This window comes from Pirellulimonas nuda (assembly GCF_007750855.1).
GTDB classification, from domain to species: Bacteria; Planctomycetota; Planctomycetia; order Pirellulales; family Lacipirellulaceae; genus Pirellulimonas; species Pirellulimonas nuda.
In genome coordinates this window covers 2652029-2676083 of record NZ_CP036291.1, presented here as the reverse complement: position 1 = coordinate 2676083, position 24055 = coordinate 2652029, and the positions used below count along the sequence as shown (strand labels likewise).

Genomic DNA, 24055 nt, shown 5'->3' with positions numbered 1-24055 from the left:
CGGGCCAAGCCCGCAAAATGAAAAGCGGATTTCTCAACGCGGCAACCGTCACACGGCTGTACTTACACGATAATGACGGCCGGCCCGATTGACTAGCAAATAGTGCGCACTTCGCTCGCGGTTTTGCGCATGTCGGTTTCCGCGATCGAGGCGCCGGGTAAGATGCACATGTGCGCACGATTGGGCGCGCGGGCGCACGGTTGGGCTGGAGCGGGTCGGGTCTCTGTTCGCAACGCGGCGCCCTTTCCGACGCTTTGGAGATGCGAGAACGGCGTGCTTTTCAACTTCTTCACCAGGGCCGCGGCGCCGACAGCGATCCTCTTAGTTACATTGGTGCAGGGCGCCCTCGCGGCGCCGGCCGAGGTCCGCGGCACGTGGCTCACCACCACCGGTCCCGACCACATCAAGTCTGGCGCCAACACTGGCGCGGTGATAGCCGACCTGCGAGCGATCGGGCTCAACACCGCCTATGTGGAGACCTGGAAGAACGGCTACTCCAACTTCCCCTCCCAAACCCTTTCCTCCCTAACGGGGGGTCCCGACCGATCGACATTCCTCGGCAGCCGCGATTTGGTGCAAGAAACCCTGATCCAGTCGCACCGCAACGGGATGGAGTACATCGGGTGGTTCGAGTACGGCTTCGCGGCTCAGTTTGTTGGTTCTGGCGGGGTCCCGAGCAACCCGCTGGCCGTCACGATGCGCGACCGCGGCTGGCTGCTGCGGGACGCCAGCGGCCAGTACGGCAACAGCTCGAACCAGTTCGCCTGGATGAACCCGGCCGTCCCAGAAGTACGCCGGTTCTTGATCGACCTTACCCTCGAAGCGGTCGTGCGGTACGACCTGGACGGCGTGCAGTTCGACGACCGGCTGGCGTGGCCCAAGGAGTTTGGTTGGGATAGCACAACGGCCGCCCTGTACTTGCAAGAAACGGGGCGCTCGCTGCCCACGAGCGTGAACGACGCCAACTTCCGCGCCTGGCGACAGAGCAAGGTTACGCTGTTCGCGTCCGAACTAACCTCGGCCATCGAAGCAGCCCGGCCCGGGCTGCACGTGTCGGTAGCGCCGTCGGTGACCAGCTTCTCCGATACCGAGTACAACGCCCCGTGGCCCGCCTGGCAGAACGCCGGCCTGTTCGACGAGTACGCCCCGCAGGTCTACCGAGACAACATCAACAGCTTCAACGCCACGCTCGGCGCCCAATTGGCGCCGTTTGATCCCGGCCAGCGGGACGAGTTGGTGGTCGGGCTGCGGGCCAACGGCAGCGGCGCCAACACCCCCTATGCCGATCTCCAGGCGATGATCGACCGCGTCCGTGTTGAGGGCGCCGCAGGGCACAGCATCTGGTACAGCTCGGCGGTCCGCGACCTGTACGGCCCGCAGCTTTCCGCGTACTACGACGTCGCGGGCCAGGGGCAGGCGGACAACCCGTTCTTCGGCCCCGGCTGGCGACCCCCTGCCGTGGTCGGTTCGCAAACGGCGCCGGGCAGCGGCTCCTGGAGCTTCACGGTAGCGCAGGGGGGACGTTACCGCATCGTTGCGGAGAAAAACGGCCTGTGGACCGAACTCGCCACCGCGTCACTAGGACTAGGAGACGCCGACTTTCAGGTGGCCGGCGCGACGCAGGTCGAGCTGCTGATCGATCGCCGACCGCTTCAAACCCCTGACTTCAATGGAGACGGGCTGGTGGATGCGGCCGACTACACCGTGTGGCGAGACACGCTGGGGTCGACGCTCGACCTTCGCGCGGACGCCAACGGCGACCTGCGGATCGACGGCCTCGACCTCGATCGGTGGCGACTCGGCTTCGCCGTCGCGGGACGGCCCGGGGCGCCGGCCAGGAGCGTGCCGGAGCCTGCGGCTTGGGTCCTGACCGCAGTCTTGATAGGCGCTAGGCGGCGGACGACTGTTGCAAAGACGGCTAGCGTTCGCCAGGGTGTTCAACCATCAGCAGACGGACGCCCGGGGGCGCCTCGGCGCCTTCGCACCCGATCCATCGGGCTTGCCACGCGTCGTCAGGGGGCGACGCGGCCAACGGTGATGCCGCCAGCGCCACGACTGCCGTGAAGACAAGTCTCATCGAGGATCGCAGCCCTATCACGGCGCCACCAGCACGCGGATCTGGTCAATAGACATCGTGCGGAAGTGCACCGAGAGCTGACGCCGGTCGCCGCTGATCGTCACTTCGTCCGCGTTCGGATCGGGGTACGACTCGGAGCCGCGCTCCGGGTGCCGACAGCTCAGCGTCCACCGCGCTCCCAGCAACTCGTTGGTGGCGTTCAAGCGGTCGGCCTCACAGATCAGCCCGACGATCCGGCCATTGAACCGAACCGTCCCGCTCACGTCGTGCCGCGCCGAACGCGGGGCGCTGTGGAGCAGGTAGCAGTCCACCACGTCCCCCTCAAGGGCTTTGTCGTTGCTGCTCATCAGGTCGACGTGGCGGCCCGGACGCGCGACGTCGAGCCGCAGTTCGTAGGGCAATCGGACGGCGTGCGACTCGAGGAAAACGTACGCTACGTTGTCGTGGATAAACGCGTCGTAGCCAAGGGACTCGACGTGCTCGTCGAGGAACCGTAGCTGCCCAGACACGCTCGGCTTGCTGGGGGAGGGCTGGGCGCCTGCGCCCAGCGCCGCGAATTGCCCCGGACGGAGCTCAAGCGGCGGACCCTGCGCGGGCTCAACCCGCACCTTCCCTTGTGTCACCTGTACGGACAGCCCGCCACCTTCCGAGACGACAGCGCGGTACCCGGTGCCCAGGTCGATGATCGTGGCCGCGGGGCTCAACAATTGAAAGCCGTGCGCCGAATGGGGGACGTGAACGCTCACGGCGCCCACGCCGAGCTCTGCTGCGTTCTCTCCTGTAACGCTCAGCCGGGCGGGGGCGTCGACCGCGATCATCGCTCCGCTGCGCAGCGCGAGTCGGGCCGATCCCTGCTCAAGCCACAGCCCCTCCGCGCCGATCCCCGCGCCCACGTTCAGCTTCTTCCCCTCGGCTAAACGGGCGTCGCTGGCCGCCACAACGCGCGCCAGCGGTTCCGGGGACCAGTGCGTAAGGCCGAGCCCGACCGCTAAAAGCAGCGATGCGGCCGCCGCCCAGGGGAGGTACCCAGCCAACCGGGACGACGTCCGACCACGCTGCCGCCGCGGCCGCACCGATTGCTCACCCACGACGGACCCTTCCGCCGTTGCCGGTCGGTGGTCCGCGGCGGCGCCCCGACCGTCTGCATCGAACAACGTCAGCCCATATTGCTGCTCGATCAGCACCATTGTGGCCACGTAGTCGGCGTACTCGGCGATGAGCGAGGGATCCTCACTGAGTAGCTGCTCCACCTGCTCAAGCGTCTCGGCGTCGCTCTGGCGGTCGCAGACCGAGGAGAGCAGACGCCGGAGCCGCTCGCTGCCGAGGGGCTGATGTTGGCTGGGGTGGGTCACGTCGTTGGCTCGATCTTGATTTTGCGGGCCACGCAGTCGACCAGCGCCGAGCGGATCCGATGGAGCGTGGCCGACACCGCGTTCGGCGTCTTGCCCAAGGTCTTGGCCAGCGCCGCGACCCCGCCGCCCGGACGGTAGCGCTGGATAAGAAGGTCGCGGTGTTCAGGCGACAAACGCTTGAGGCACTCGGCAAGCGCCGAGGCGCGTCGGTCGAGGTCGGCCGTCGCCGAGGTCGATTGGGCGGCGATCAGGGCGAGCAGCTCGTCGCTGAAGAGGTGACGGTCGCGGACCCGCCGGCGGCGATCGGCCAGCACCTCGAAGTAGGCCACCCGCGCCGCCCACGCAAAAAAGTTGCTCCCTCGCTCGAAGTCTGCTTCTTTTTCTAGGAGCACCAGGTTGGTTTGTTGCAGCACGTCGCGCGACCGATCCCGGTCGAAAAGAAGCGAAAGAACATACGCGTAAAGCCGGTTTTGTGAGGCGATCAGGTTCATGACAAATTCGTCGTGGTCCGTCAGCGCGGGTGCGTGCGGGGTGGGGCGTAGCGGGGCTTCGTCCGGCTCGCGGGGCATGCGGTTGATGTTCGGAAGAGAGGGGTGTGCTCGCGAGCGAAGCGTCATGTGAATAACTCCAGCGCCGACGGCCATCTTACGGACAAAATCGGTTTCGGGGCGCCGAATCCATCGACCGCCGTCACGGCGGTTCTTTTTCGCTTTCTCCGTAAGATTTGCTGGCGCCGAGGAGTTTCCCTTCATGCCCGGCCAATCCCCGGCCTGCAACGGTTACTTTTCGCACGACTTATCCGCACCCGACGTTCGCAGAGACGAGAGGGTCGCTACGGGGCCCGACCTGTCGCGGGGGCGTCTTCCGCGTCTCGAACGGTCCTGTACGACTCACCCATTTTCACCCGAGGAGTGTTCTAATGTCGATGAAATGTCTTGTTCAGAACGTTCGTGTCTTTGCGGTCGGCACGGCCTGCCTGATGGCCACCGGCCTCTGGACGCAGTCGGCCTCCGCGGCGGTCATCTATTCGGACACGTTCAGCCGCACCACCGGCAGCGGCGACGCCAACGGCAACCCCACCGGCGCCGGCAACGGGTCGTCTAGCTGGGGCGCCGCAGACAACGGTCTGGGCGGTTCGCTCGCCGTGAGTTGGAACGCAGGGCGGACCGGCTCGCCCGCGCCGACCGGCGGCGCTCAGTTCGTCATCAACGGGGCGCGGGCCTACCTCTACTCCGGCGCCGCCCACACCACCAGTTCCGTCGCCGGGCTGGCTCCCAACGGCTTCAGCGTCGCCTTCGATTTCAGCCGCATCGACACGGCCATCGTCGCCACCGCGAGCAATGGTTTTGTCTCGGTCGGAACCGGCTACAACGAGTCCGTGAACCAGTTCAGCCCCTTCGAGGTCTCCGGCAATTCAAGCTTCGCCGTGCTTTTTCAGCAGGCCGCGCAGGGCAACCCCGCCAACATGCAGGTCTTCGCCGCCGGCGCGCTGCAAGGCAACTTCAACTATGTCGATCCAGCGGCCGCGCACAGCGTCCTTCTGGAGTTCGCCCCCGCTGTTGCGGGCAACTACCTCGGGAGTGTCGACTATCAAGTCACGGTCGATGGCAACTTGCTAAACTCGGGCACAGTTGCTGGCGGCGCCGAGTTCGGCGATCTAGCCTTCGCCACCAACCTATTTACTGCGTCGTACATCGACAACCTAGTCGTGACCGCCACGGCGCCTCCCGTTCCCGAGCCGGCGGGGATCCTATTGGCCGGACTGAGCGGGCTGGCAATGCTCCGTCGCCGCCGTTCGTAAGGCCGCGTAATTCTTGCGCCGGCCGACCGGGTCGCCGGTCGGCCGGCAATGTACTGCAGCGGTTCTTCACAGTTTTTTCGTAAGATTCAGCGGCGCCGGGGAGTTCCCTCTGTGCCGGGCGGATCCACGGCGCGTCACCATGCCCTCTTCGCACGACTTATCCGTTCCCCAAGCCTGGCACGGCGGTCGGGGCCTAAGCGTTAACACGGTTGGAGAATCTCAAATGTCGCAGGGACAGTGCCGTACGACGGATCGCCGCACGACAGCGCCACGGCCGGCGCCCCGAGCGGAGACGCAGAAGGCCTTTACCCTGGTAGAGCTGCTGGTGGTGATCGCCATCATTGGGATCTTGGTGGCGTTGCTGCTGCCCGCGGTGCAGAGCGCCCGCGAGGCGGCCCGCCGCACGAGCTGCAAGAACCAGATGCGGCAGCACGGCATCGCGATGATGAACTACCACGACTCGCACAAGAGCTTCCCGCCGGGCGTGGGCTACAACAGCAACGGCACCACCGCCACGAGCGACGACATCTACCACCCCTTCTGCGTTTTCACGATGCCCTACATGGAGGAGGGGAGCCGGTTCGCCCTCTACAACCAGAAGGTGAGCTGGAACAAGCAGCCGCTGGCGGTCTTGCAGCAGATCGCCGCCCCTCTGCCCACCTGGCAGTGCCCCAGCGACGAGGCCCGCATCATGCTCAACGCGGTGAACGACGGCACCAACTCCGCGGACACCAAAGACGCCAAGGGGAGCTACGGGCTGAACTACGGCAGCTTCCGCTACAACGACTCGTACGACGACCAGGCGCTGACCGGTCAGACCGCCGCGTTCGACCCGCTGAAGGACGAGAACCGCGGCGTTTTCTTCTTCGTGAATCGCGGCTCGGGCGCTTCGGCCGTGCGGAAGGGCTTCGGCGCCAAGATCTCTCAGATCACCGATGGGACCAGCAAGACGCTAGCAATGATGGAGCTGATCCAGGCGCCCTCCGAGGACGCGGGAATGGTCGATCGACGGGGTCGTATCTGGAACGGCGAGGTGGCCACCACCTACCAGGTGATGACCCAGTTCACCCCCAACAGCGGCGAGGGCAGCAGCGACCGCGGCGCCTGCGTCGACCGCCCCGACCAGGGCCTGCCCTGCCTGACCAGCGGCGCGGACGCGACTTCGTACCTCACGAGTCGCAGCCGTCACCCGGGCGGAGTGAACGTAGTACTGTGCGACGCCTCGGTGCAGTTCATCTCAGACGACGTCGATGCGCTCGCGTGGAAGTCCGCCAGCACCCGCGACGGCGGTGAGACCGTCGACCTGGGACTGTAACGGCCCCTGTTTACAAGACTGCTTATCAGCATCTCAGGAAGCACCAGACATGGAAACTGCGAACCCACCTATTCGTCGTTGCTTGGCGACAATCGCGATGCTTTGCATCGCTCATCTGGCGTCGGCCCAAACGATCCTTTTCAGCGACGACTTCAACCGAGTGTCGGGCACGCCGAACCAAAACGGCAAGATCGACGGGGTGGTCAATCCCCTTGCTTCGTCCTCGTGGGGGAGCAACAGCAACCCGCTGGGAGGAACCATTGTTCAGACGTACGAGATCGGCCCCGCCATCCGCGACGGGAACCGACACCAGTATGTCGATGGCGACAAGGCCCGCTTCCGCTCCGGCTGGGCCGAGATCCAGCACGATTGGGCCGCCGACTCGCGCGTCATCTCTGGCGGTGGGCTCTCGATCGACTTCGACGCCACGATCGCCGACCTCTCCAACGGCTGGCTGGGCCTGGCCATCGGCCAGACCTCGGCCGAAAGCACCGACGTGCTAGTCCCGCCAGACAACAACAGCGTCTTTCTGCCGGTCGAAGACACCGTTGACTTCGGCGTGTTGTTCGGCGGCATCAACTCCGCCGGAACCTCTACCGTGATGGAGATCTTTGAAGGAGACGACTCCCCCAACGCGTTCGACGTCGCGTTTACCGGCGAATGGGCGAACGGCGGCGACCCCAATGTCGAGCACCACTTCCGGATCGAGATCGCTACACCGGCCTTCGGCGGCGCCGGGCAGACGGCTACGGCCAACATCTTTGTGACCCTCGGCGCATCGACGTGGCAGCCGCTCGCCAACTACAGCTTCGGTTGGGACAACGACGGCGAAGCCTACATCGCATTCTCGTCCAACAAAGACCAGGGCGCCCCCGAGAACCTCGACCGCGAGGTGCGCATCGACAACCTGGTGATCGCCACGCTCTCGACGGTCGTTTCACCCCAGAACACCGGCGACTATAACGGCGACGGTCAGGTCAACGCGGCCGACTACACCATGTGGCGAGACACGCTCACTCAAAGCGTGGCGCCCTTTGCCGCCGCCGACGGCGACGGCAGCGGCGTGATCGACGGCCCCGACTACACGTTCTGGAAGAGCAAGTTCGGCACGACCCCGGGGCTAGCGGTCGCCGGCGTCGCGGCGGCGCCGGAACCCTCAGGGTTGGTGCTTCTGCTGGCCGCGGTCGGCTTGCCGCTCGCGTTTAGGCGTTATGCCCTCACGCAGAGGTAGCCGTCCATCGACGCTGGAGCGGCAGCGCGTCGTCGCCGCTAGACCCGTCCGCTACCCCAGGGGCAGGGGGAAGCCGTGGGGGCGCCGCGCCAACTGCGCGGCGCCCCGGCAGGCTCGCCGGCCCCTTGATGACTCAATATGGTAAGCCTTGTGCAACACGCCCTGCTCGGAATCGCCCTGCTGGGCTGTGCACTGTTCAGCTCTGCCTGCGTTGCCGCCGACAACGGGCCCGATGGCGCCGCGAAGCGACCACCCAACGTCGTCTTCATCTTGGCGGACGACCTGGGCTGGAGCGACCTGGGCTGCTACGGCGGCACCTTCTACGAAACCCCGTGCATCGACCGTCTCGCCGCGCAGGGGGTCCGCTTCACCAGCGCCTACGCCGCCTGCCCGGTCTGCTCTCCGTCGCGCGCCGCGGTAATGAGCGGCAAGAACCCCGCGCGGATCGGCATGACCGCCCACATCGGCGACCCCGGTCCCAAGCAGTGGCGACGCGACACGCCGCTCTTGCCGGCCGAGTCGCTTGACCGGCTGCCACTGGAAGAGCGGACCCTCGCCGAGGCATTCCGAGACGCGGGCTACGCCACCCTGCACGCCGGCAAGTGGCACCTGGGAGGCGAGCACTATTGGCCCGAGTATCAAGGCTTCGACGTGAACGCCGGGGGCTGGAGCCAAGGGGGCCCCTTCACCGGCCACGGCTACTTCTCTCCCTACGGCAACCCTCGCCTGACGGACGGCCCGCCGGGCGAGCACCTCCCCGACCGGCTCGCCGAGGAGGCCGTGCGGTTTGCCCAGGCCCATCGCTTCAAGCCGTTCTTTATTCATCTGGCGTTTTACTCGGTGCATGTCCCGCTGCAGGCCCCCGACGATCTCGTCGCCAAGTACGAAGCCAAACGCCGCGCCGCGGGTTTCTCGTCCGACGAAATGCGCCAAACGCCCGACGGTCCGGTCCGCGTCCGCCAAGACCACGCGATCTACGCAGCGATGGTCGAGTCGATGGACAGGGCCGTGGGACGCGTGATGGCGGGCCTCGAGGAGGCGGGGGTCGCTCAGAACACGATCGTGGTGTTCACCTCTGACAACGGGGGGCTCTCGACCGGCGACGTGGCAATCTCCGCCGACGAGGGATGGCCCACCACCAACGCCCCGCTGCGCGCGGGCAAGGGCTGGCTCTACGAGGGGGGCATCCGCGTGCCGCTGATCGTCAAGGCGCCCGCCACCGGCCGCGTTGGAGCCGCGTGCGATCGCGTCGTCTCTGGCGCGGACCACTACGCGACGCTGCTCACTCTCGCAGGCCTGCCGCCCGACCCCCGGCAAGCCCGCGACAGCGACGACTACGCCGTATCGGTGCAAGCCGCCCCTGAGCACGGGCCCGAACAACGGGCGCCGGTCTTCTGGCACTACCCCCACTACGGCAATCAAGGGGGGCGCCCCGGATCGGCGGTGCGCTCGGGCGACTGGAAACTGATCGAGTGGTACGGCGTCGACTCCGCGCACAATACCCTGGAGCTCTACAACCTTGCCGACGACCTCGCTGAATCCCATAACCTCGCCGCGGCGGCGCCCGACCGCCGAGACCAATTGCACGCAGCGCTGGTGGAGTGGCGCCAATCTCTGGCCGTGCGTATGCCGACGCCTCAAACGCCCGTTGTCGCGGAAGAACACCCGACTCCGCGGGCAGCCCACGCTGCCGAGGCCGCGCCGCCCCGATAGTTGATGGTCGCAGGCGTTCTCATGACCTGCGTCCTGCGGCGAGTTGAGCAAGAGATTCGACGCCGCCCCGTAGCGACTCGCACAGTGAGGCGACTTCCCCCAGCGATTTGTGTGGTTCGCTTACGTTGGCGAGGCAACGCTCCTGGCCGGCGCCGGCTACGACGGCGAGCCGGCGCACCTCGACGCCCGAGAAACTCACAACGTGCTGGTCCTCAGAAGATGGTTTCTCCACGGAGCAGAGCGCAATCGCTTTCCTTGGGCCGCGGGGTGAGGAGCCCGACCCAGATACCGTGCGGCGTGTGTTGGCGCACGACGTCCCCGACCCACTTGCGTCCAGCTTCCCGACACCGGAGGGCGGCCAAAGATTCAGCGCTGGCAGGCTGCACAGCTTTCGGCACTACTTCTGTTCAACATGCGCCAACCCCGGGGCCCTCCGAGTTGTTGCTCATGAGATGGTTCGGAACTACTGCCATCTACGGCACGTTGACGCGTGTCGGCAGAGTCGTGCAGTCAACCCCGTGACCGCTACAGTGGCGGGCGGACCTCCCACCCGTGACGAAGCCGTTTCAACATCGAGAAAGGAGGCGCCGAGAAAGGAGGCGCCGAAGGCCGCCCGGAACGGCGACTGACCCCCTGACAGAGTGGTTTGCGGACGGTCGTTTGGCCCAGTCGACTGGTCCATCAAAACCAGTCGCCGCAAATCGTTTTATTCAAACGACTTGCGGCGACGGTTCGCAACACAGCGGAGAGGACAGGATTCGAACCTGCGGTAGGGCGTGAACCCCACGCCGATTTAGCAAACCGGTGCTTTCGACCACTCAGCCACCTCTCCGTGGCGGTCGATATTGCATCGACCAATCTCTCGCCCAGCATAAACATTCCCCCCCATTTCAGGCAAGCGGCTCCGGGCAAGCCGCGGCTCGGGGGGGAACGTGCGGTTGGACCTCCCGCTAGAACAGGCTGCCGCCCGCCAGGCTGTAGCGGACCACCAGGCCCGCGACCACGACGCTTACCATACTCATTAGTTTAATGAGGATGTTGAGGCTCGGGCCGCTGGTGTCCTTGAAGGGGTCGCCGACGGTGTCGCCCACCACCGCGGCCTTGTGGGCGATGGTGCCCTTGCCGCCGTGGGCGCCGGCCTCGATGTATTTCTTGGCGTTGTCCCAGGCGCCGCCGGCGTTGGCCATGAACACCGCCACGCAGAACCCGGTGGTCAGGGCGCCGACCAGCAGCCCCAGCACGCCCGCCACGCCGAGGAGCATCCCCATGGCGACCGGCAGCAGCAGCCCCAGCAGCGAGGGCCACAGCATCTCGCGTTGGGCCGCCTTGGTGCTGATCTCAACCGGGGCGGCGTAGTCGGGTTGGGCGGAGCCGTCCATGATGCCGGGCATCTCGCGGAACTGCCGGCGGACCTCTTCGACCATCCCCTGGGCAGCCCGGCCGACCGCCTTCATGGTCATCGCACAGAACACAAACGTCGCCATCGCACCTACAAAGACCCCGACCAGCACCCGGGGGTTCATCAGCGTCACGTCGAAGAAGTCGTTGAAGTGGGGGAGGGTGGCGGTCCGGGTGGTTTGCATCGCCGAACCGTCGTGGTTCCACACCGGCTGGTCGCTGTCCATCACGATGTAGGAATCGGCGTTGCCGGGCCTGGCCGGCAGAGCCGTGCCGTCGGGGATCTGGCCCCACTCGCTCTGCCAATCGGCGCCGACCAGTTGGCTGGGCATCACCAGCAGGCCCTCGCCGTAGCTGAGCGGGCCGTCCTGGCCCTGCGAGTCGCGGTCGAGGCGTACGACGAACTGGTTGGAGAGTTTGTAGAAGCCGGGCGACGGGTTGTCCGAGGCGGAGACCTGCTCGGCGAAGTCGATCCCCCAGCGGTCGAAGCCGACGCGGACCCCTTCAACGTAGGCGGCCAGCAGCGCCAGCGCCGTGAGCGCCGCAGAGCCGATGGCGAAGCCCTTGCCCGTGGCTGCGGTGGTGTTGCCGAGGCTGTCGAGGGCGTCGGTGCGCTCGCGGACGTACGACTCGAGCTTCGACATCTCGGCGTTGCCGCCGGCGTTGTCGGCGATCGGGCCGTAGGCGTCGGTCGCCAGCGTGATGCCCAGGGTGCTGAGCATGCCGACCGCGGCGATGCCGACGCCGTACACGCCGATCGCGAAGTAGTTCATGTCGGAGAAGTTGCCCCCGGAGGCGAACGCGAACGCCCCCAGCGTGGCGGCGCCGATCACGAGTACCGGGAACCAGACGCTCATCATGCCGTCGGCGATGCCGCCGATAATGATGGTCGCGGGGCCGGTCACGGCCTGGTCGGCCAGCCGCTGCGTGGGGGCGTACTCGTCGCTGGTGACGTACTCGGTCCACTTGCCGATGGCCCAGCCCGCGGCCAGCCCGATCAGCATGCTGAAGCCGACGCCCGGGATCGACAGCAGCGGGTCGATGCCCAACAGGTTTGGCATCAACAGCTTGGCCGCGATCAGCGCCGCGATGGCGGACAGGATAGCGGCGGCGTTGATCCCCTTGCCGAGCGCGGCGAGCAGGTTCTTCTGGCTGCTGTTTTCGTCGGTCTTGACCAGGTAGATGCCAAAGATCGATAGCAGGATGCCGAGCCCGGCGACGACGATCGGCAGGAAGATGGCGCCCAACTGGGCCTCGGTGGTGCTGACCCCCTCCGGGAGCAGCGTCGGGCTGCTGAACGCGGCGGCGCCCAGGGCGCAGGTCGCCAGGATCGAGCCGGCGTACGACTCGTAGAGGTCGGCGCCCATGCCGGCGACGTCTCCGACGTTGTCGCCCACGTTGTCTGCGATCGTGGCGGGGTTGCGGGGGTCGTCTTCCGGGATGCCCTGCTCGACCTTGCCCACCAGGTCGGCGCCGACGTCGGCCGCCTTGGTGAAGATGCCGCCGCCGACCCGGGCGAACAGCGCCTGGGCGCTGGCGCCCATGCCGAAGCACAGCATCGTGACGGTGATCTCAACGAGCGACAGCGGCGCCTGGCCGCAGGCGGGCCAGATCCAGTAGAGGAAGGCGAACCACAGCGTGATGTCCAGCAGCCCCAGTCCGACGACGGTCAGGCCCATCACGGCGCCCGAGCGGAACGCCACCTGCAGCCCCAGGTTGAGCGAGTCTTTGGCGGCCGCCGCGGTGCGGCTGCTGGCCGCGGTGGCGGTTTTCATGCCGAACCAGCCGGCCAGGCCTGAGAAGAACCCGCCCGACAGGAACGCAAACGGCACGAACTGGCTCTGCACCTTCAGCCCAAACGCGGCGTAGGCGAGCAGCGCCGCGATCACCACAAAGAACGCGGCCACCACGCGGTATTGCTGCTGCAGGTAGGCGTTGGCGCCCTCGCGGACGTAGCCGGCGATCTCCTGCATGCGGGGGTTGCCCGCGTCCGAGGCGATCATCGACGCATAGAAGATGCGGGCCTGCACCAATGCGACGAGCGCCGCAATGAACGCGATCGACCAGCAGACGATCGTGCGGGTGTCGTCCGACGCCAGCGCCGCGGGCTCAAGCGTGGAGGTCGGCGCCGGCTCGCCGACGGCAGGCGCGTCGCCGCCGGGGGGCTGCGCGGCTGCTTGCTGCAACGTCGCGACGCCGATCAACAAGGCAAGCAGGAAAGAGACAAGTCGCGGTGTGCGAGTAGACACGGGGACTGATGAGAACGCCACGGGATGCCCTTCCTGGGGTGTGATGCAATGCGTCTTACGCGACAACGGCGCCGTTTTTGAGGCCCTTCGAGCAAAACGAGGCCGCCAACCAACGGGCCGCCTAAGTCCTATCCTCTAGGTCATTTAGAGGAGTGCCGAGTGTAGGCGACGCCCTATCCTGGGGTCAACATGCGGCCGGCCAAGCAGAGCAAATGCGGCCCCTTAGGCCAGCTCCGCTAGGTCTTGCAGGTAGGCCTGCAGCAGCGTACCGGGGTTGGCGTTCCGCTCAACCTCCTCGGCCGCCACCATCGACCGCTCGAGCCGCCGGTAGATGGCGTCGCCCGCGGGGGTGCGGTGCTCGTTGCGGGCGGCCAGACGCATCAGCTCTGCGTGCTGCAGGCGGATCACCTCGTCCACGGCGACGCGGAGCAGGTCGCGGCCGCTGGCCCGCTTCTTCTTGGCGCTGGCCTGGGCGGCGGACTGCGTGGTCGGCGCGTCGGCATCGGACGAGGTGTCGTCGGCTTTCGAGCCGCCGGCCCGCATCAGCGGCTCGAGCGCGCGCCCCAGCAGCACCGGGTCTAGCGGCTCGCGGCCCAGGCCGCTGCGCACCGCGTTGAGCACTTCCTCGACCTGGGGAGACTCGTTCGCCGCCGCCGGCTCATCGGCAGACGCCGGGTCCGGGAACCGCACCACCTGCGAGCGGGAGCGGATGGTCGGCAGCACGCGGGCCTCGTTCTCGGCGATTAGCAGCAGCACCGACCGGGGCGGGGGCTCTTCGAGCGTCTTGAGCAGGCAGTTCGCGGATTCTTCCTTCATCGCGTCTGCATCCTCGATCACCGCGACGCGTCGCGTGCTGATCGCGGGCCGCAGGCCGAGGTCGTGGCACAGCCCTTCGCGGCCGCGCCGTTCCTTCTCGCCGATCAGCAGCGCGATGGGCAGCGATGACTTGTCGGCCGGCTTGGCGACGTGGAGCAGGTCGGGGTGGCTGCCGGCCGCCAGCAGCAGGCACGACTGGCAGACGCCGCAGGCGGCCACGGCCTGGTGGTCGGCCTGTTGGCACAGCAGCCGGCCGGCGAGCAGGTTGGCGAACCAGAGTTTGCCCGCGCCGACGGGGCCGATGAACAAGTAGGTGGTGGCCAGCCGGCCGCGTTCGAGCGTACGACGAAAACGTTCGACGATCGGGTCGAGCCGTGAGGGGTTCTCGTCCATGATCCACGCGTTGGTCGCCGCGAGCGATTGGTGGCGGCCCGGCCCGGAGGGGGCCTTAGCCGGCCGAGGGGGTGAGGGCCATCAGCACCGTCTCGCGGAGCTGCCTGAGTTTAATCGGCATCTGGGCGAGGCGCCGGTGCGAGGCGGTGGCGGCCTCCTTCGCCCACGGTCCGTGCAGCTCGTCCAGCAATAGCACCGCGGGGGTGTCGCGGGTGGTGCTCGCTTCGCCGAACTGATTGAACGCCTGCAGCGTCGCCCTGCCGCCGGCGGCGCTGCAGAACAGCACGATGTCGGCCGCGTTGGGGTCTTGCGCAAAGCGGTCGACCGCCCGCTGGGGGTCGGCGGTCACCAGCACGCGGTAGCCGTTGCGCTTGAACAGCTCCCGCATCACGTCTTGGCGTTTGACGTCGCTCTCCACCACCATGATGCGGCGGGGCTGACCCCCGGCGTCCAGGCCTTCGCGGCTGAGCAGCTCGGCGTTCTGCGGGCCCGTCTCGGCCTCGGTCCCGGACTTGATGCGGTGGATGGCCAGCTTCAGGTCGGTGAGCATCTCGCCCGGCGTCTGGTACCGGCGGCCAGGCTCGAACTCGGTCGCCTTGCCGACCACCATGGCGATGGACGTCGGCACGCCGGCCACGACGCTCCCCAGCGGGGGGATGCTCTGGTAGCGGGTCTTGGAGAGGCGCTGGGCGCGTTCGCGGGTCTCGGACAGGGGAGGGCGGCCCGAAAGCAGTTGATAGAACATGCAGCCCACGAAGAAGATGTCGCTGCGGGTGTCGTCCTTGCGGACGCCCGTGGCGCGTTCCAGGCCGGCGTAGTCGATAGTGCGGGGGTTGGCGCCCTCGTCCTCGGCGTCGGCCTCCAGCCCGGCCAGGCCGAAGTCCAGCAGCATCGCGACTCCGGCGGACGAGACGATCACGTTCGAGAGCTTCAGGTCGCGGTGGGTCACCCCCTGCTGGAACGCGTAGTGCAGGCCGGAGGTCATGCCGACGACGATCTCGGCGGCCTCGATAGGCTCGAACTTCTTGCGGACGCGGAGGAACTCGCGGAGGTTGCGCCCCTCGACGAAGTCCATCACCATGAAGTGGTTCCCCCCCTGCGACACCACCTCGTGGATCGGCACGATGTTGGGGTGCTTGAGCGAGGCGCCGAGCTGGCCCTCGCGGCGGAACAACTCGGCGTCACGCGGCGTTGAGTGGCGTGCGCGGAGCACCTTCACGGCGAACACCTCGCCCGTGTCGCGGTGGACGGCGCGGAACACCCGGGCGAACGTGCCGGAACCGACGCAGTACAGAACGCGGTAGTCGCCGTAGTAGAAGCCGGTGCGGAGGTTCTTGGTGAGCCGCTCTAGCTGGTAGCTGGTGAGCAGGTTCTTCCGCATCAGCGCCTGGGTGAACTCCGAAACCCCCACGTTGGTGGTGCCGAACTCGCTCCAGACCGACTGCAACTGGCGGTCGTCTACGATCCCTACGTCGAGGGCCCGCTGGGCGAGTTGTTCGGCGCTGACAACTTCGGACATCGACAGGCGGCGGGCAAACCGCTTTAAGCAGGGATCCGGCGTGGCCGACCGGTGACTGGGACAGCACGGCGCTTGGCCGACGCGACTCGGGACAAAATCGAAACGGGGCGGGACAAAACTCGGAGCGGCTTAGTCCTCCCACTCGGCTAGCTTCGACCGGAAAGCGTCGCGCTCGCGGCGGGTCGCCTCAAGATCGAACATCAGGTACTTCATGTCGAGCCGCAACTGGCTCAGGGCATCCTGCACCAGCGTAAGGATCCGGCGCCGGCGGGTCGCCCCTTCCACCACTCGGTCCAGCAGCGGCGCCAGCTCGTGGCGGTGCTCACTGGGGAGTTCCCGGATGGCCGCCGCAAGCCGACGCAGGTCGGACGGGAGTTCGGCGCCAGCGGTGGGGCCGGCCGAGGGGAACGAAGGTTGGGTTTCGGGCGTCATGAAGAGTCTCCTGGGGTGATGCCAAACCACAAAGCAGCTTCGGCGCCGGCGCCGGCCGCTGGGCGGCTTGGTTTTCCCCAACGCATTCTATGAAAAGCACTTGCGTCGTTGCAAGCGGCCGGCGCCACGGGCCGGCCATGGGGAAAGTGATGCTTTGGGGCCACATTTCGATCTGGCGATGTTGCCCAATCGCCGCTATCAACGCCGTCGGGCCGGCCGGCGACTGCCCCCCCGCCGCCGGCGGCCGCCCTCCGGGCCGGTTGTCGGCCCTTCGACCAGCCGGAAACCCGTACCCGCACGGGACACTCAGCGTGCCGCGCCTACCCTTTTTCCTGCTCCTGCTGGCCGCCGCGCTCGTGCCGGTCCGCACCAGCGACGCCGCGACCATCCGCGACACGTTCGATGGGCCGACCCCTTCGCTCCAAGTGGTTGCGCAGGAGCCCCCCGTCCAGGTGCTCCGCCAGTCCCGCATCCGCCTGCAACTGGGCGACCGGAGCCGCACTACCGGGAGCGGCGCCGAGCGTATCGATTTTCGCTGCGATCCCGGTTATGCGGGTTCCTTTTCTTACGCAACCGATCCGCTAGCGGTTCTGGACGAACTTTCATTGCGGGTTCATTTGGCCGCTTCGCGCCCCGGCGTCCGCGTCGGGCTGAGGATCGTGCTCCCGCGCGTCATCGATCCCGACACCAAGGCGCCCGCCGTGACCGTTGTGATGGCCGAGCCCCGGCTCGAGGCCGCGGGGGCGTGGGGCTGGATCGTCGTCGACCACGTCCCGCAACTGCTAGAGGCCCACGCCCGCGTGCTCCGCGTCGGCCGGCTCGGCGCAGCGGTCGACACCCGCGGCGCCTACGCCACCGGCGTCGTGCTCAGCAGCCCCGGCGCACCGACCGGGGCGTGGCTGCTGGTTGAAGAAATCAACCTCGAGGGCGCCGTTCAGGCCGCGACCGCCGATGCGGCGTCTGCCACGCCTGACGCGGCGCCCGGCCCTTCCGAAACGCCCGCGCTGGCGAGCGTGGCGGTGCGGGCCGGAGGCGAGATCACCGCCGAGGGCCGATCGATCTACCCGCTGATCTGGACACACCAAGGAGAGTCGCTCAAGCGGCTGGCGGAGGTCGGCTTCAACGTGGTGGCGATGGAACAACTCCCCGAACAGCTCGACCTGGAACAGGCCCGCGAGCTGGGGCTGTGGATCGTCTGCCCCCCGCCGAGCGACCTGCCGCGGCTCAACGAGCCGGAGTTCGCCGCGGCGCACAGCCGGGTGCTGGCGTGGTGGATCGACCCGATGCCCGGCGCGTCGACGCGCGACCAGCAGATCGCCCGCTGCGGCGAGCTACGCGCGCACGACACCCTGCTGCGCCGCCCGTTGATCACGGCCTCGAACGACCCGGCGCCCCCGCCCAGCGGGCCCGAGCTGGCCGCGCGGCCCGCCGGCCGCACCGCCCCCGGCGTGGCGGCGACGCGGGTCGCCCTGGTCCCGGTCACGCACAGCGGACTTCTCTTGCAGCAACGCGCGGCGCTGGCCACGCGTCGCGTGCTCTCGCCGTGGAAGCCCGAACGAGACGTCGCCGACGACCTGTGGCGCGCCCTGGCCGGCGGGTCCGCCGGCGTCTGGTTCCAGAGCGAGTTTGAGCTGACCCAGGCCCCCGCGGCCGCCCGCGCAGCCGACGAGCTCACGCTCTGCAACCGTCGCCTCGCTCTGGCGGCGCCCTGGCTGGTCGCCGGCAGGCCGACGCTGGTAGGGCCGGGCGTGCTCGCCTGGCGGCGCGACCATTGCTCGCTGCTGATCAGCCAAGCGATGTTCGGCATCGGCCCGCCGATCGCCCCGCTCGTCCCGACCTCCGCGGGGCTCGACGAGACCATGCGGTTCAGCCGCCTCGACGCCGCCTCGCTCCAATCGCTGTACGCCAGACGCGTCCCGGGGGGGGTGCAGATCGACTCCGACCGGCCGATCGACGCGTTGGTTGCGTGCGAAGACCCACGCGTCCTCGACCAGCTTGCGGCCGCCGTGCGCCAGCGGGCCGGCGACAACGCACAGATCACCACCCGGCTGGCGACCTCCGACCTGCTCCGGGTCGAGGCGCTGCAGAAGGAACTCCCCTCGCCGACGGGCGCCGCGGACGTGCTGACCCCCATCCGCCAAGAGATCGGCGCCGCCAAGGCCGCCCTCGCCGTGCGCAACTGGCCCGCCGCGTTCACCGCCGCTTCGCGGGCCAGGGCCGGCGCGGCCGTCGTCCTGGGTCAGAGCCAGGGGCCCACGGGTCTGCTGATCAGCTCGCCGCTGGCCGGCAGCGCAGAGACGCTGGCAGACAACGTGCGTCTGCTGGGGCCGCTAGGGGCGCTGCCCCGCGGGCCCAACCTGCTGGCCGGGGGCGACTTCGAGAGCCTCGAGGCGTGCCGCGCCAGCGGCTGGCGGCACGAAACGGCGCGTCCGGACGGCGCCGAGGCAGCGATCGCGGCCGCGTCGGCGCCGCAGGGGTCGGGCTACCTGCGACTATCTGCGGACGCGTCGGACGGCGAGGGCGCCGCGTGGATCGGCTCCCCCGAGGTCCACGCCAACCCCGGAGAGACGCTGGAGGTGTTGGGGATGGTCCGCTTCGACGCCGAAGGGGGCGTGCTCCGCATCAGCGACTCGCTCGGCGGGGACGAGCTCGGCATCACGGTCCGCGACACCATCGCTTGGCGCCCGTTCCGTTTGCTGAGGATCGCTACGGCAGAGCCGATGGTGCTGCGGTTCGAGCTCGACGGCGCCGGGGCAGCAGGGATCGACGCGGTGATGGTCCGCCGGGTCATGGCGCGGCCCGTAGAAACCGCCTCGGACGACCGGCGGCCCGACGCCGCGGGTCAGGCGCGTCGCCCCGCCGCGGGCATCTACCCGAAGTAACGCACCGCGTTCTGGAACAGCGCCAGCCCGGCGCCCGCCGCGTCGCTGCGGGTGCGGGTCCATTCGGGGTGCTGGGTCGGGTCGACAAACCGCTCGGGGTGGGGCATCAGGCCGAACACCCTCCCGCTGGCGTCGCACGCCCCGGCGACGTGCGCCGGCGATCCGTTGGGGTTGGCCGGGTAGCAAGGCTCGCCGCCGTCGGCCGCCGCGTAGCGGAGCGGAAGCCTCCCGCCTTGCTCGAGCGAGGCGAGCGTCTGTGCGTCGCGGGCGACAAACTTCCCTTCGGCGTGGGCCACCGGGAGCTCGATCCGATCGATCCCCGCCAGGAAGACGCAGTTGCTGGGAGCGGTTCGCAGGTGCACCCAGCGGGCCTCGTAGCGGCCCGAGTCGTTGCGGGTGAGCGTGGCCAGCGGGCCGTGGGCGTCTTCGAGGTCCAGCAGGTCGGTGCTGGCCAGCACTTGGAAGCCGTTGCAGATGCCGAGGATCAGCTTCCCCGCGTCGCGGAACCGCCGCAGGGCGTCCGCCAACCGCAGCCGCACCTGCCCGCCCAGCACCCGGCCGGCGGCCAAGTCGTCGCCGTAGCTGAAGCCGCCGGCGATGCACAGCACCTGGCAGGCGTCCAGCAACGCGGGTTCCGCCAGCAGGCGTTGGATGTGGATCGACTGGGCCTCGGCGCCCGCCAGCCGGAAGGCGTGCGCGGTTTCGGCGTCGCAGTTCGTGCCGGGCGCTCGGAGCACTAAGGCGCGGGGAGTGGGCATCAGACGTTCGTGTTCGAGAAATCAGACGTAGTAAGTACAACTTGCCGCCGGCCTACCAGCGGAGCGGCGCCGCCCAGGCTTCGCGCAGCCGCTCGATGCCGCTGCGGACCAGCACCTGGTCTCCGGACCGGATGACCAGCTCATCGGGCTGGGTCACCTCGCCGATGCGTGTGCACGCAAAGCCGGCGAGCGCCGCCTCAAACCGGTCGGTGTCCGCCGTGTTCACCTCGCACAGCAGCCGGGCGTTCGACTCGCTGAACATCCGCACGGGCGCTGCCAGCGAAGCAGACTCACCCATCGCGTCGATATCGAGAGTCGCCCCCAGCCCGCCGGCGAACGCCATCTCTGCCGCGGCCACGGCCAGGCCCCCCTCGCTGAGGTCGTGGCAAGCGCGGACGAGCCCCTGGCCGATGGCGCCGTGCAGCGCCGTGTAGAGCCCGCGCGCCCGTTCTGCGTTGAGGCCCGGGGCCACGCCGCCGGTCAGGCCGCCGACCAGGGCGAAGTGCGAGCCCCCGAGCTCGTCGAGCGTATGGCCGACGAGGTAGAGCGCCGAGCCGGCCTGCTTGAGGTCCATCGTCACACAACTAGCAACGTCGTCCACCTGCCCCATCGCGCTGACGAGCAGGGTAGGGGGGATAGCGATCGTCTGCCGCTGGCCGTCGGCGTCCAGGTGGCTGAACTCGTTGTTTAGGCTGTCCTTGCCGCTGATGAACGGGGTCTGGAGCCCCAGCGCCGTGTCGTGGCAGGCGATCGCCGCCCGCACCAGGGCGCCCAGCGTCTCGGGCTTCTCGCAGTCGCCCCAGCAAAAGTTGTCGAGCACGGCGATCCGCGCCGGATCGGCGCCCACCGCCACACAGTTGCGCACCGCCTCGTCGATGGCGCTGGCGGCCATCGCGCCCGGATCGAGGTCGCCGTACCGCGGGTTGATGCCGCACCCCACGACCAGGCCGCGGCGGGAATCGAGCTTCGGGCGGACCACCGCGGCGTCGCCCGGGCCGCGCTGGCCGACGCCCACCAACGGCTTCACGACGCTCCCCCCCTGAACCTCGTGGTCGTACTGCCGGATGATCCACTCCTTGCTGGCGACGTTCAGCGAGCCGAGGATCGCCAGCAGGTCGGCCGTGTAGTCGTCACGCGCGGGCGCCACCAGCGGGGCGGGCGTTGGCGGTGTGTAGACCGCCTCACGGACCACCGGGGGCCGGCCGTTGTGCAGCAGGTCCATCGGCAGGTCGGCCACCTGATTGCCGTGGTACAGCAGGCGGAGCCTTCCGGTGGGCTCGAAGCGGCCGAGGATGGTCGCCTCGACACACTCGTCGGCGCACACCTGCTGCAGCTCGGCCCAGTGCTGCTCGGGGACCGACAGCACCATCCGCTCCTGCGCCTCGGAGATCCAGATCTCGGTGTAGCTGAGCCCCTGGTACTTCAGCGGCGCCTTGTCGAGCCACACCTCGGCGCCGATCTCTTCGCCCATCTCTCCCACGGCGCTGGAGAACCCGCCGGCGCCGCAGTCGGTCACGGCGGTGAACAGCCCGCGGTCGCGGGCCGTCAGCAGGGCGTCCAGCACCTTCTTCTGCTCGATCGCGTTGCCGATCTGCACGGCGCCGCCGCTGAGCGACTCGCTCTCGCTGGTCAGCTCCGCGCTGGAGAACGTGGCGCCGTGGATGCCGTCGCGTCCGGTGCGGCCCCCCATCGCCACGATCAGGTCGCCCGGCTGGGGCTGCTTGAACGACATCGCGTGCGGGATCAGCCCCACGTTGCCGCAGAAGACCAGCGGGTTGCCCAGGTAGCGTGGGTCGAAGCAGACCGCGCCGTTTACCGTGGGGATCCCCATCCGGTTGCCGTAGTCGCGCACCCCCTCGACGACGCCGTGCATCACGCGGCGGGGGTGCAGCACGCCGGCCGGCAGGCTGTCTGCTGGGGTCTCGGGGGGGGCGAAGCAGAAGACGTCGGTGCTGCAGATCGGTTTGGCGCCCAGGCCGGTGCCCATGGTGTCACGCAGCACGCCCCCCATGCCGGTGTTGGCGCCGCCGTACGGCTCGAGCGCGGAGGGGTGGTTGTGGGTCTCGACCTTGAAGCACAGGTTGTCGTGTTCGTCAAAGCGCACGATGCCGGCGTTGTCCTTGAAGACGCTGACGCACCAGTCCGAGTCGCCCCACTGGCGGCGCAGCTCGTTGGTGGCGGCGAAGATCGTCTCCTTCAGCATGTTCTCGAACCGCACCTCGCGCTGGCCGTCGCGGTAGGCGATCCGGCCCGCCAGGGTCTTGTGGCTGCAGTGCTCGCTCCAGGTCTGGGCGATCGTCTCCAGCTCTACGTCCGTGGGCGACCTGCCGAGTTCGTTGAAATAGGCCTGGATGGTCTGCATCTCCGCGAGCTGCAGGTAGAGCTGCCCCTCGCGGCTGAGCCGCATCAGCCCCGCGTCGTCCAGCCCCGCCAGCTCAACGCGCAGCAGCTTGAAGTCGTACCCGCTGCTGGCGGTGAAGTGGTCGGCCGAGAGCGGCTCGAGCTGAAACCGCTCGATGGCGTCGTTGGCGAGCTGCGTCTGGGCGAGCCGGACCGCCCGGTCGCGGTCGAGCCCGTCGACCCACACCTTGCGCAGCGTGTGGACGGCTACCCCGGGGTACCCCAGCTCGGCGATGGCCTGCTCGGCGCTCTGCGAGACCGGGTCCATCACCCCCGGCTTGAGCAGCACCGTGATCAGCCGCACCGAACCATCGTCGGCAAAGCGGGACGGCGGCGCGGCGGCCAGGGCCGGGTCGCCTACCGCGGCCGCTACGCCGCGCTCCACGACGCCGTCCACGACCAGGGCCGTGGCGATGCGCTGCACGTCTTCCCGAGACAGCGCCGCCGACTCCAGCAAGTAGCCGCGCGCGGTGGCTGCCGCCGGCACGGTAAAGCCGGTCGCCGAGGCGGACTCGATCAGCCGCTGGGCGTCGCGGTCGGGCTGGTCTGTCGAAGGATGTACGTCAATTTCCCACAGCATTGCGGCGGGCGCTCCCTTGTTGAAGGATCCGGACGAGCGTCTCTCGGTCGCCGGCGTCGATCGCATCGACGGCCAACGAGAGGCTCTCTTCGAATCGGTTGGCGGCGTCGATCACCGGCTGGGGGTTGCTGAGCAGGATGTCTGCCCACAGTTCTGGGTCGCCCGCGGCGATCCGGGTGCTGTCCCGCCAGCCGCCGGCGGTCCAGGCGAGGCACTGCTCGGGCGTCGTGGCGGCCAGCACGCTGGCCAGCAGGTGGGGCAGGTGGCTCGATTGGGCGAGCGTCGCGTCGTGGTCCTCGGGCGAGAGCCGCTCGACCTTGGCGCCCAACGCCTCCCACAGACCCACAACGGCCGTCAGGGCCGCGGGGTCGGTCGCTTCGGTGGGGGTCACCACCACGGTGCGGCCCTCGAGCAGGTCGGCCCGCGCCGCCTCGGGGCCGCTGCGGTGGTCGCCCGCCAGCGGGTGGCTGCCGACAAACCTAGGTGCCGCGAGCGAGGCTTCCTGAATCAAGTCGGCGCCGCGGACGATCCGCGTCTTGCTGCTGCCGGCGTCGGTCGCCACGGCGTCTGGGCGGCCGTGCTGCACCGCTTGGCGGTAGCCGTCGAGGATGCTGCCGACTGGGGTGCAGATGACGATCAGGTCGGCCGCTGCCAGCGCCTCGGGCAGGTTGGTCGTGCAACGATCGACCAGCCCGCAGGCCTCGGCCCGCTGCCGGCTCGCCTCGCTGCGGCACACCCCCACGACCGACGCGGCCAACGACCGCTGCCGGACCGCTGCGCCGATCGAGCCCCCAAGGAGACCGACCCCGACAATTGCTACCGTGCCGAATCTAATCATCGGTGGGCCGGTCGAGGGCCAAAGGGGTCCGAGATGCTAGCGAGATTTGGCAAGTGGCGTCGCCGATTGGTCGATGATTCTAGCACGCCCGGCCGCGCATGCATCGGGGGCCAAGGCCGCTCGAGTTGGGCGTGGCCGTGTCAACCCACAAAATCCATGTGTCCAGTTGGGGTCGACCCAGTCGGCCGATCTTCCCTAAAATCAGCGAATCTCAACTATTTTCACAGGTTGGGGCGCCGAACGTGCAGATAGCGTCGATTAGGGGCTAGAATCCCAAAAAGGAACCGCGGGCCCGCCTCCT

Annotated in this window: 15 protein-coding genes and 1 tRNA gene; 6 read left to right on the top strand and 10 right to left on the bottom strand. The window is 68.4% G+C overall.

The features are described 5' to 3' along the window. The first annotated feature begins 273 nt into the window (after positions 1-273). Positions 274-2064 (top strand): family 10 glycosylhydrolase, encoded by a 1791-nt coding sequence (locus tag Pla175_RS10820; protein ID WP_197527417.1) that lies wholly within the window; start codon positions 274-276, stop codon positions 2062-2064. A 30-nt stretch (positions 2065-2094) separates the two neighbouring features. On the opposite strand, the gene Pla175_RS10815 is transcribed toward Pla175_RS10820, so the two are convergent. Together Pla175_RS10815 and Pla175_RS10810 are read right to left on the bottom strand one after the other, a co-directional pair. Then, positions 2095-3429 carry a hypothetical protein gene (locus Pla175_RS10815; RefSeq protein WP_145284135.1) on the bottom strand — a complete coding sequence of 445 codons (1335 nt, stop codon included), beginning with the start codon at positions 3427-3429 and terminating at the stop codon, positions 2095-2097. Further along, a complete protein-coding gene (locus tag Pla175_RS10810) occupies positions 3426-4046 on the bottom strand; it encodes a sigma-70 family RNA polymerase sigma factor (protein WP_197527416.1) in 621 nt (206 codons plus the stop codon). The genes Pla175_RS10815 and Pla175_RS10810 overlap by 4 nt, the downstream gene beginning before the upstream one ends. Before the next feature lie 302 nt (positions 4047-4348). Here Pla175_RS10810 and Pla175_RS10805 point away from each other — a divergent pair, with 302 nt between their 5' ends. The 4 genes from Pla175_RS10805 (at position 4349) to Pla175_RS10790 (ending at position 9489) form a co-directional block, all read left to right on the top strand. Then, on the top strand, positions 4349-5230 hold the full coding sequence (locus Pla175_RS10805) for a PEP-CTERM sorting domain-containing protein (protein ID WP_145284129.1): 882 nt from the start codon (positions 4349-4351) through the stop codon (positions 5228-5230). Between the two features lie 223 nt (positions 5231-5453). Beyond that, positions 5454-6545, top strand: a complete 1092-nt coding sequence (locus Pla175_RS10800) for a DUF1559 domain-containing protein (protein ID WP_197527415.1) — start codon at positions 5454-5456, stop codon at positions 6543-6545. A 97-nt stretch (positions 6546-6642) separates the two neighbouring features. Continuing rightward, positions 6643-7776: a dockerin type I repeat-containing protein gene (locus tag Pla175_RS10795; RefSeq protein WP_145284124.1), complete on the top strand. Its 1134-nt coding sequence runs from the start codon at positions 6643-6645 to the stop codon at positions 7774-7776. 150 nt (positions 7777-7926) lie between these two features. Next, a complete protein-coding gene (locus Pla175_RS10790) occupies positions 7927-9489 on the top strand; it encodes a sulfatase (protein WP_197527414.1) in 1563 nt (520 codons plus the stop codon). A 743-nt stretch (positions 9490-10232) separates the two neighbouring features. On the opposite strand, the gene Pla175_RS10785 is transcribed toward Pla175_RS10790, so the two are convergent. From Pla175_RS10785 to Pla175_RS10765, 5 genes are all read right to left on the bottom strand, one after another. Beyond that, a tRNA-Ser gene (locus tag Pla175_RS10785) sits at positions 10233-10321 on the bottom strand. 118 nt (positions 10322-10439) lie between these two features. Beyond that, positions 10440-13136, bottom strand: coding sequence for a sodium-translocating pyrophosphatase (locus Pla175_RS10780; RefSeq protein ID WP_231954331.1), 2697 nt, complete (start codon positions 13134-13136; stop codon positions 10440-10442). Between the two features lie 222 nt (positions 13137-13358). Continuing rightward, positions 13359-14345 carry a DNA polymerase III subunit gene (locus Pla175_RS10775; protein ID WP_145284118.1) on the bottom strand — a complete coding sequence of 329 codons (987 nt, stop codon included), beginning with the start codon at positions 14343-14345 and terminating at the stop codon, positions 13359-13361. Between the two features lie 55 nt (positions 14346-14400). After that, the gene (locus Pla175_RS10770; RefSeq protein ID WP_145284115.1) at positions 14401-15864 is read right to left on the bottom strand and encodes a serine/threonine protein kinase; all 1464 of its coding nucleotides are present in this window, start codon (positions 15862-15864) and stop codon (positions 14401-14403) included. A gap of 129 nt (positions 15865-15993) precedes the next feature. Then, positions 15994-16296 carry a transcriptional regulator gene (locus Pla175_RS10765; RefSeq protein ID WP_145284112.1) on the bottom strand — a complete coding sequence of 101 codons (303 nt, stop codon included), beginning with the start codon at positions 16294-16296 and terminating at the stop codon, positions 15994-15996. 311 nt (positions 16297-16607) lie between these two features. Here Pla175_RS10765 and Pla175_RS10760 point away from each other — a divergent pair, with 311 nt between their 5' ends. Continuing rightward, a complete protein-coding gene (locus Pla175_RS10760; RefSeq protein ID WP_145284109.1) occupies positions 16608-19178 on the top strand; it encodes a hypothetical protein in 2571 nt (856 codons plus the stop codon). Here Pla175_RS10760 and purQ read toward each other — a convergent pair. From purQ to Pla175_RS10745, 3 genes are read right to left on the bottom strand one after another with little or no spacing between them, the layout of a single operon-like run. Next, a complete protein-coding gene (gene purQ, locus Pla175_RS10755; protein WP_145284106.1) occupies positions 19166-19936 on the bottom strand; it encodes a phosphoribosylformylglycinamidine synthase I in 771 nt (256 codons plus the stop codon). The two genes, Pla175_RS10760 and purQ, sit on opposite strands and share 13 nt — an antisense overlap. A 52-nt stretch (positions 19937-19988) precedes the next feature. Further along, entirely contained in the window at positions 19989-22916 is a 2928-nt protein-coding gene (gene purL / locus Pla175_RS10750; RefSeq protein ID WP_145284103.1) for a phosphoribosylformylglycinamidine synthase subunit PurL, read from the bottom strand. After that, complete coding sequence (locus Pla175_RS10745; protein ID WP_145284101.1) at positions 22900-23754, bottom strand: prephenate dehydrogenase; 855 nt, start codon at positions 23752-23754, stop codon at positions 22900-22902. Before Pla175_RS10745 ends, purL begins: the two co-directional genes overlap by 17 nt. Positions 23755-24055: the final 301 nt, after the last annotated feature.